Source organism: Polaromonas sp. P1_G4, from assembly GCF_056405475.1.
The window spans coordinates 1-7,957 of record NZ_JBFUCA010000170.1 but is presented as its reverse complement, the minus strand read 5'-3'; the positions used below and the strand labels follow the sequence as shown (position 1 = coordinate 7,957).

The 7,957-nt window shown below is 62.3% G+C and carries 8 protein-coding genes; 5 read left to right on the top strand and 3 right to left on the bottom strand.

Annotation, left to right across the window (positions count from 1 at the left end; all coding sequences use genetic code 11):
* The 5 genes from dalD to AC1D1X_RS10510 all read left to right on the top strand — a co-directional run.
* The coding region (gene dalD / locus AC1D1X_RS10530) for a D-arabinitol 4-dehydrogenase (protein ID WP_477698247.1) at positions 1 to 1,362 on the top strand (1,362 nt) is incomplete at its 5' end.
* Positions 1,359 to 2,147 (top strand): L-iditol 2-dehydrogenase, encoded by a 789-nt coding sequence (locus tag AC1D1X_RS10525; RefSeq protein WP_477669908.1) that lies wholly within the window; start codon positions 1,359 to 1,361, stop codon positions 2,145 to 2,147. The genes dalD and AC1D1X_RS10525, both read left to right, overlap by 4 nt.
* 19 nt (positions 2,148 to 2,166) lie before the next feature.
* Positions 2,167 to 2,838, top strand: a complete 672-nt coding sequence (locus tag AC1D1X_RS10520; protein ID WP_477669907.1) for a transaldolase family protein — start codon at positions 2,167 to 2,169, stop codon at positions 2,836 to 2,838.
* Positions 2,839 to 2,858: 20 nt separating this feature from the next.
* Positions 2,859 to 3,827: a carbohydrate kinase family protein gene (locus AC1D1X_RS10515; RefSeq protein ID WP_477669906.1), complete on the top strand. Its 969-nt coding sequence runs from the start codon at positions 2,859 to 2,861 to the stop codon at positions 3,825 to 3,827.
* Between the two features lie 11 nt (positions 3,828 to 3,838).
* Positions 3,839 to 4,786 (top strand): AraC family transcriptional regulator, encoded by a 948-nt coding sequence (locus tag AC1D1X_RS10510; RefSeq protein WP_477669905.1) that lies wholly within the window; start codon positions 3,839 to 3,841, stop codon positions 4,784 to 4,786.
* Positions 4,787 to 4,804: 18 nt separating this feature from the next.
* Here the strand turns inward: AC1D1X_RS10510 and AC1D1X_RS10505 are convergent, their stop codons facing one another.
* The 3 genes from AC1D1X_RS10505 to AC1D1X_RS10495 all read right to left on the bottom strand — a co-directional run bounded on the left by AC1D1X_RS10505 (position 4,805) and on the right by AC1D1X_RS10495 (position 7,812).
* Positions 4,805 to 5,485: an OmpW/AlkL family protein gene (locus tag AC1D1X_RS10505; protein ID WP_477669904.1), complete on the bottom strand. Its 681-nt coding sequence runs from the start codon at positions 5,483 to 5,485 to the stop codon at positions 4,805 to 4,807.
* 291 nt (positions 5,486 to 5,776) lie between these two features.
* The gene (gene groL, locus AC1D1X_RS10500) at positions 5,777 to 7,429 is read right to left on the bottom strand and encodes a chaperonin GroEL (protein ID WP_477698246.1); all 1,653 of its coding nucleotides are present in this window, start codon (positions 7,427 to 7,429) and stop codon (positions 5,777 to 5,779) included.
* 92 nt (positions 7,430 to 7,521) lie between these two features.
* Entirely contained in the window at positions 7,522 to 7,812 is a 291-nt protein-coding gene (locus tag AC1D1X_RS10495) for a co-chaperone GroES (RefSeq protein ID WP_007872916.1), read from the bottom strand.
* Positions 7,813 to 7,957 lie beyond the last annotated feature (145 nt).

Below are 7,957 nucleotides of genomic sequence, written 5' to 3'. Positions count from 1 at the left end.
GCCGTTTATCTTCAGCGGTTGATCGACGCGGGCGACACCCGTTGGTCCATCGTGGGCGCCAACATCCGGCCCGACATGGCCGAGGTCGTCGCGGCCTTGCAGGCACAGGGCGGGCGTTACACGCTGGAAACCGTATCGCCGGCCGGCGAATACCGCTATGAACAGATTGAGGCCATCCGCGAAGTGCTTCCCTGGGAAGACTCGCTGGCTGCGGTGATCTCTCGCGGCGCGGCGCCGTCCACGCGCATCGTTTCATTCACCGTGACCGAGGCAGGCTACTACCTCGACACGAAAGGCAAGCTGGACTTGTCTTTCAATGATCTCGCGGCAGACCTTGAGCGCGCACGCCGCGGCGAGGCGGGCGGGGAGGGCGTGACCATCTACGGCGCCGTCTGCGCGATCCTGCGTGCGCGCAAGGCGGCGCAGGCCGGCCCCGTGACCCTGCTCAACTGCGACAACCTGCGCCACAACGGCGACCGCTTTCGTGACGGGCTGCGCGAATTCATTGAACTCACAGGCGACACCGGGCTGCTTTCGTGGGTCGCGGGGAACACCCGCTGCCCCAACACGATGGTCGACCGTATCACGCCGCGTCCGCCACCCGAGCTGCGCGCTCGCGTCAAGGCCGCCACGGGGCGGGATGATGCGGCTGCGATCACTGGCGAGAGTTTCATTCAATGGGTGATCGAAGACAACTTCGCGGCCGGGCGCCCCGACTGGGGCCGTGTGGGCGTGGAACTGGTCGAGTCGGTGCAGCCCTACGAGGAGGCCAAGATCCGCATCCTCAATGCCACGCACAGCTGTATTGCATGGGCCAGCACATTGGTCGGGCTGGATTTCATCCACGAAGGAACACACCACGCGGCAATCCGGAAGATGGCCTACGACTATGTGACCGACGACGTGATTCCCTGCCTGAGTTCTCCCGACTCTCCCGGGCCGATCGACCTCACAGCGTACCGCGATGTGGTGCTCGAGCGCTTTGGAAATCCTGCGATCCGCGACACCAACCAACGCGTGGCGGCGGACGGTTTCTCAAAGATTCCAGGGTTTATCGCGCCCACGGTACGGGAGCGGCTCGCCGCGGGACAGCCAATCGACAGCGTCGCAATGCTGCCTGCGCTGTTCCTTGTTTTCCTGCGGCGCTGGCACCGGGGAGCGCTGCCCTATGCCTACCAGGACCAGGGTATGGACGAGGCCGTGGCCCGCGCGATCTGTGACGCTGTCGATCCTGTGCGCGCGCTGTGCTCCGACGCGGGGCTATGGGGCAGTGCCGCAGGCGATACACGGCTGACGGATGCCGTGCGCGGCGCGATCGGGAGGGTAGCCGGCTTTGTCAATTCAGGGGTAAAAAGAACATGAGCGAACGTCTGAAGGACCGTCATGTGCTTCTGACGGGTGCCGGTGGCGGCATCGGTCTGGCGGTGGCTGAAGCCTGCATCGCCGAGGGCGCGCACTGCAGCGTGGTCGACCGGGCCGTGGCGACGCCTGAAGTCGTGCAGGCACTGCAAAAACGCCATCCCGGCCGCCTGGTCTACATCGCGGCGGACGTGACGGACGCCCGGGCGATTGCGCACCTGCTGGCGCAGGCACAGGCCGCTTTTGGCCCCATTCATACTCTGTTCAACAACGCGGCCGTGTTCGATCTCGCGCCCCTGCTTGACAGTGATGAGGCTTCTTTCGACAGGCTTTTTGCCGTCAATGTGAAAGGCATGTTCTTTGTCATGCAGGCCGTGCTTCGCCACATGGTCGAAGCCGGCACGCAGGGCGCGTCAGTCATCAACATGGCCTCGCAGGCCGGGCGGCGCGGCGAAGCGCTGGTGTCGCACTACTGCGCCACCAAGGCCGCGGTCATCAGCTACACCCAGAGTGCCGCATTGGCCATGGCGCCGCATGGCATTCGCGTCAACGGCATCGCACCCGGTGTGGTCGATACACCGATGTGGGACCACGTCGACAGCCTTTTCGCCAGGGCAGAAGGGTTGCCCCCGGGAGAAAAGAAGCGGCGCGTGGGCCTCGAAGTGCCGCTCGGCCGCATGGGTGTACCGGCCGACATCGCGGGAGCGGCCGTATTTCTGGCCAGCGATGAGGCGCGTTACATCACGGCGCAGACCCTGAATGTCGATGGCGGCAACGTCATGAGCTGATTTTTAGGAGTGGAGCGCGATGAATGAAGACTTCCATCTGTACCTCGACAGTGCCGACCTGGCTGAGCTGCAGGCGTGCCTGCCGCATCCGGTGGTGCACGGCGTGACCACCAACCCCACGCTGCTGCGGCGAGCGGGTGTCGGGCGCGCCGCGGTGCCCGGCCTCCTGGCGCGCTGTATCGAACTGGGTGCGCGGCAGGTGCAGGCGCAGGTGTATTCCAGCGAAGTCGATGGCATGCTTGAAGACGCGCAGGATCTTTTGCCGCACTTCGAGCGGGGTCAGCTGGTCGTGAAAATCCCCGCCACGCGCCAGGGCTTCGATGCCGGCGCCCGGCTTGTCGCGCAAGGTGTGCCGGTCACGTGGACGGCTGTCTACGCGCCTGAGCAGGCGCACTTTGCCGCCCAACTGGGCGCGGCTTATGCGGCACCCTACCTGGGACGGCTTGAGGACGCTGGTGTGGACGGGCTGGCGCTGATCGCGCAAATGCAGGCGCTGGTAGCGCAGCGGCCTTCGTCCGGCACCCGACTTCTGGTGGCGAGCATCCGCTCCCGCGAGGCCTGTCTTTCCTTGCTCCGATTAGGTGTGGGCGCCATCACAATTGCGCCGCGCCTCTTTGCAGAATTGCTCGATCATCCCGCCACGCTGGCTGCCGAGCGCGGGTTCCTGGCCGACGCCCGCGCCTTGCCCTGACAGAGGACAATCCGGAAACCATGCGCATTGCACTCACGGGCGAAGCCCTGATCGATTTCACCGCCGACGAGGCGGGCACGCTGGCGTTCCTGGGCCACGAGGGCGGCTCGCCGCTCAACACGGCTGTCGCCTGCGCGCGCCTCGGACAGCCCACTGGCTTCCTCACGCAGCTGTCGACCGACCTGTTCGGCGAACGCTTGATGCGTTTTCTCGAACGCAACGGCGTGGACACCCGTTTCATCCTGCGCAGCCATGCGCCGTCGACCCTGGCCTTCGTTGAGCGCACACCGCAGTCCAACCGTTATGCCTTCTACACGCACGGCAGCGCCGATGCGACCTGGGCACCCGAGCCGCTGCCGCAGTTGCCGGCTGAATGCCGCTTTCTTCATTTCGGTTCGATCGCGCTCCTGCAGGAACCTGCGGCCACGCGCATCACCGGGCTGATGACTGCCAACGCCGGGCGCCGTGTGATCGTGTTCGATCCCAACGTGCGGCCCAGCCTGATTTCCGATATGGCAGCCTACCGCGCGCGCGTCATGAGCTGGTTTGCGATGGCCGATCTGGTCAAGCTCAGCGACGAAGATGCCGGACTGCTGGCGCCCGGCAGGCCTGTCGATGCGTTGGCAGCGGGTTGCCTGCACGCCGGTGCGCGAGCGGTCATCGTCACGCGCGGCGCCGGCGGTGCCACGCTCTGGCGCACGGGGCACGAGCCGTTGACTGTGGCGGCACCGAGTGTGAAGGTGGTCGACACCATCGGCGCGGGTGACACTTTTACGGCCGGGCTTTCAGTCTCGCTGCTTGCGCATGGCGTCGAACACCCGGCCCAGCTTGGCGAGCTGAGCGGCGACGCCTGGCGCGCAGTGATGCGCTTCGCCGCCACGGCCGCCGCACTGAACTGCACCCGTGAAGGCGCTGATCCGCCTACGCTGGAGGCCGTTCACGCTGCGCTCGTGCGGGAGGACAATGAGACGGTTGCTTCACGGTCCTGACCCAGACTGCCATGACAACGTCCACATCCAAACGCTCGATCCCCCGTCAGCGCCAACCCGAACTGGAGCGCGATATTGCGCGCTCCCCATCACTGGGTTACGAGGCACCTGAAACCGGTCTGGTGCGCTGTCTTGCACACGGCTTCCCGAGCCCGCTGGTACGCTGGCATTTTCATGAAGAGTATGAACTGCACCTGATCACCGAGACCTCGGGCAAGGCGTTTGTCGGCGACTGGATCGGACCGTTCCAGCCCGGTCATCTGGTGTTGTGCGGCCCGCGCCTGCCGCACAACTGGATTTCGCTTGACGTGCCCGAAGGCGGTGCCGCGGGACGCGACCGGGTGATCCAGTTCCATCACGAGCCCATCGAGCGCGCGGCAACCGGAATTCCTGAATTGCGCGAAGTGATGCAGCTGCTCGAACGGGCACGCCATGGCATCGAGTTCTTCGGCATGTCGCAGCAGGCGCAGACGCACTGGGACAACATCAAGGCCGCGCGTGGAGTGCGCCGTCTCGGCCACTTTTTTGAATTCATGGCCGACCTGGCGCAATGGACGGACTACCGGCTGCTGTCGAGCGTACAGATGCAGGGCACACAGGGCGCTGATGGCGACGCGCAGGTTGACCAGATCAACGGCATCGTCAACCGCATTACCGCCAACATGGCGGAGCCGATTTCGATGTCAGTCGTGGCGGCCGAGCTCGGCATGAGCGAGAGCCGCTTCAGCCGCTTCTTCCAGCGCTCCACCGGCAACAGCTTTACCGACTTCGTCAACCGTGTGCGCATCAACAGCGCGTGCCACCTGCTGATGCAGACCGACCACAACGTCACCGACATCTGCTATCAGGTCGGTTTCAACAATGTCGCAAACTTCAACCGGCGTTTCCTGGAGATCAAGGGCATGACGCCTACCGAGTTCAGGCGGCAGACAGACGACCGTTTTGGCCGATTATCCTGATGGTCCTGTAGCGTGAAATTAAAACTTGTACCCCAGTTGCAAGGTGAAGCAATCAGGGTCAAGGCCCACATCGATGGTCTGGTTGGTACTGAGCGTGCCGCGGGTTTTCAGGAAAGTCTTGGTATAGCTGGCTTCTACAAACCATTTTTTGTCGAGGTTGAAAATACCGCCCAGTTGCAACGCGGGGGCAAATTTCGACTTGAAGGATACGCTTGTGGCGGGGCCGCCTGGGTTGGTCAACGCGGTCAGCAGGGCTGTGCCGCGTTCCTTGTAGAACTTCACGTAGGAGAGGCCCGCACCCAGATAAGGACGAAACCGGGCGTCGGCATCAAGAAACCGGTATTGCGCGATCAGCGTGATGGGCAAGGCCCGGGTGTCGGCCACTGTGCCAACGCCAGCGAGCACACCTGCGCCGCTGACGTCATGCCTGAAGCCCAAACCGAGCGGCAGGTGCAGGCTGATGTGGTCGGTGACCATGTAGTTTACGGCGGCCGTTAACCTGGAACTGTTGCTGACGTCGACTTTCGCGCCCTGAATTACGCCAGTTCCGGACGGCGCCGAAAGGCTGCCGCTGTTCACGGAAGGCGCAATCCGCGTGACGCCGGCCGACATGGACCATGTGCCCGCCTGTTGTGCAAAGCCGTATACGGAAGAAACCGCCAGGGCGGCCGCTATGAAGAGTTTCTGGGAGGGATTCATGGGCAAGTGCGAATGCGGGATGTGTTCGGGTTGCTATGGCGTCATTGTTTGTGCCGGCGGTATTCGCGCCATCGCACGGGGCGAGGGAAGTCATCCGGTGGATCATGAGAAATCATGGTAGCGGCAGGCGCCAACGTGCAGCATCTTCCTCCCCGTTTTTGTGAAGAGACTGTGGCGCCGCAGACGAAAGGCCATGCTGTGTGAAAACGTTTTTCGTACAAAGTGGACGAGCAATAAAAAAAGGGCCGCGAAAGCGGCCCTTTTTGATGGAGCGAAAAGCTCAGGCAGGCATTACATGCCCATGTCGCCCATGCCGCCCATTCCACCCATGCCGCCTGGCATGCCGCCGCCGGCGCCGGACTCTTCTTTCGGAGCTTCGGCAATCATGGCTTCGGTCGTCAGCATCAGGGATGCGACGGAGGCTGCATTCTGCAGTGCGGTGCGGGTGACCTTCGTGGGATCCAGGATACCCATTTCGATCATGTCGCCGTAGGTGTCGTTGGCTGCATTGAAGCCGTAGTTACCCTTGCCGGCCAGAACCGCGTTGACCACCACAGAGGCTTCGCCGCCTGCGTTGTAAACGATTTCGCGCAGGGGGGCTTCGATGGCGCGCAGCACCAGCTTGATACCAGCATCCTGGTCAGGATTGTCGCCGGCGATCTTGCCAGCAGCTTGCTTGGCGCGCAGCAGGGCGACGCCACCGCCGGCCACAATGCCTTCTTCCACGGCAGCGCGGGTAGCGTGCAGCGCGTCTTCCACGCGGGCCTTCTTTTCCTTCATTTCGACTTCGGTGGCAGCGCCAACCTTGATCACGGCAACACCGCCGGCCAGCTTGGCCACGCGCTCTTGCAGTTTTTCACGGTCGTAGTCGCTGGTCGCTTCTTCGATCTGGACGCGCACTTGCTTGACGCGTGCTTCGATGTCGGCAGCGGCGCCGGAGCCGTCGATGATGATGGTGTTTTCTTTGCCCACTTCGATGCGCTTGGCCTGACCGAGGYCAGCCAGCGTCACTTTTTCGAGCGACATGCCGACTTCTTCAGCGATGACCTTGCCGCCGGTCAGGCAGGCGATGTCTTCCAGCATGGCTTTGCGGCGGTCGCCGAAGCCAGGGGCCTTCACAGCCACAACCTTCAGGATGCCGCGCAGGGTGTTCACCACCAGAGTTGCCAGGGCTTCGCCCTCGACTTCTTCGGCAATGATCAGCAGCGGACGGCCGGCCTTGGCGACTTGCTCCAGGGTGGGCAGCAGGTCACGGATGTTGCTGATCTTCTTGTCGTAGAGCAGAACAAACGGGTTGTCCAGCAGTGCGGACTGCTTTTCAGGGTTGTTGATGAAGTAAGGGGAGAGGTAGCCGCGGTCGAACTGCATGCCTTCGACGACGTCGAGTTCATTTTGCAGGGACTTGCCGTCTTCTACGGTGATCACGCCTTCTTTACCAACCTTGTCCATTGCGTCGGCAATGATCTTGCCGATGGATTCGTCGGAGTTGGCGGAGATGGAGCCGACCTGGGCGATTTCTTTCGAAGTCGTGGTGGGCTTGGAAGCCTTCTTGAGCTCTTCGGTCAGGGCCAGCACGGCCTTGTCGATACCGCGCTTGAGGTCCATCGGGTTCATGCCGGCGGCCACGTATTTCATGCCTTCGCGGACGATGGCTTGGGCCAGAACGGTAGCGGTGGTGGTGCCGTCGCCGGCGTTGTCGGAGGTCTTGGAAGCGACTTCCTTGACCATCTGCGCGCCCATGTTCTGCAGCTTGTCCTTCAGTTCGATTTCCTTGGCGACGGACACACCGTCCTTGGTCACCGTGGGGGCGCCGAACGAGCGCTCCAGAACCACGTTACGGCCTTTAGGGCCCAGGGTTACCTTGACGGCGTTGGCCAGGATGTTCACACCCTCGACCATGCGTGCGCGGGCTTCGCCGCCGAAAATTACGTCTTTTGCTGCCATGATGCAGATTCCTTAAAGTTTATGGATGAAATCGCCTGCTAGCCCAAGTAAGACGTGCGCCAGCAGCTATCAAATAAATAGCAGAAGAGAGGTTACTTCTCGACCACTGCAAACAGGTCTTCTTCTTTCATGACGAGCAGTTCGTCGCCGTCGACCTTGACGGTCTGGCCGCTGTATTTGCCGAACAGCACGCGGTCGCCAACTTTCACGCCCACTGGGCTCAGTTCGCCCTTGTCGTTCTTCTTGCCTGGGCCAACGGCCAGCACTTCGCCCTGATCAGGCTTTTCAGCGGCGCTGTCAGGAATGACGATGCCGGAAGCGGTTTTGGTTTCGTTTTCCACGCGTTTGACGATCACGCGGTCGTGCAAAGGACGAAGTTTCATGAGAGCTCCTTGTTTGAGAACAATGGTTTTGGGAATCAAAAAGCACCCGCGTAAAAGTGAGTGCCTGTTAACTTGGTGGATTGACTGGGCTTTGTTAGCACTCAATACCATCGAGTGCTAATCATAGAGGCAATCAGGCCTGTTT

Coding starts and splice junctions, on each gene's coding strand:
- AC1D1X_RS10525 (WP_477669908.1), top strand. CDS start 1,359: ATGAGCGAACGTCTGAAGGACCGTCATGTGCTTCTGACGGGTGCCGGT.
- AC1D1X_RS10520 (WP_477669907.1), top strand. CDS start 2,167: ATGAATGAAGACTTCCATCTGTACCTCGACAGTGCCGACCTGGCTGAG.
- AC1D1X_RS10515 (WP_477669906.1), top strand. CDS start 2,859: ATGCGCATTGCACTCACGGGCGAAGCCCTGATCGATTTCACCGCCGAC.
- AC1D1X_RS10510 (WP_477669905.1), top strand. CDS start 3,839: ATGACAACGTCCACATCCAAACGCTCGATCCCCCGTCAGCGCCAACCC.
- AC1D1X_RS10505 (WP_477669904.1), bottom strand. CDS start 5,485: ATGAATCCCTCCCAGAAACTCTTCATAGCGGCCGCCCTGGCGGTTTCT.
- AC1D1X_RS10495 (WP_007872916.1), bottom strand. CDS start 7,812: ATGAAACTTCGTCCTTTGCACGACCGCGTGATCGTCAAACGCGTGGAA.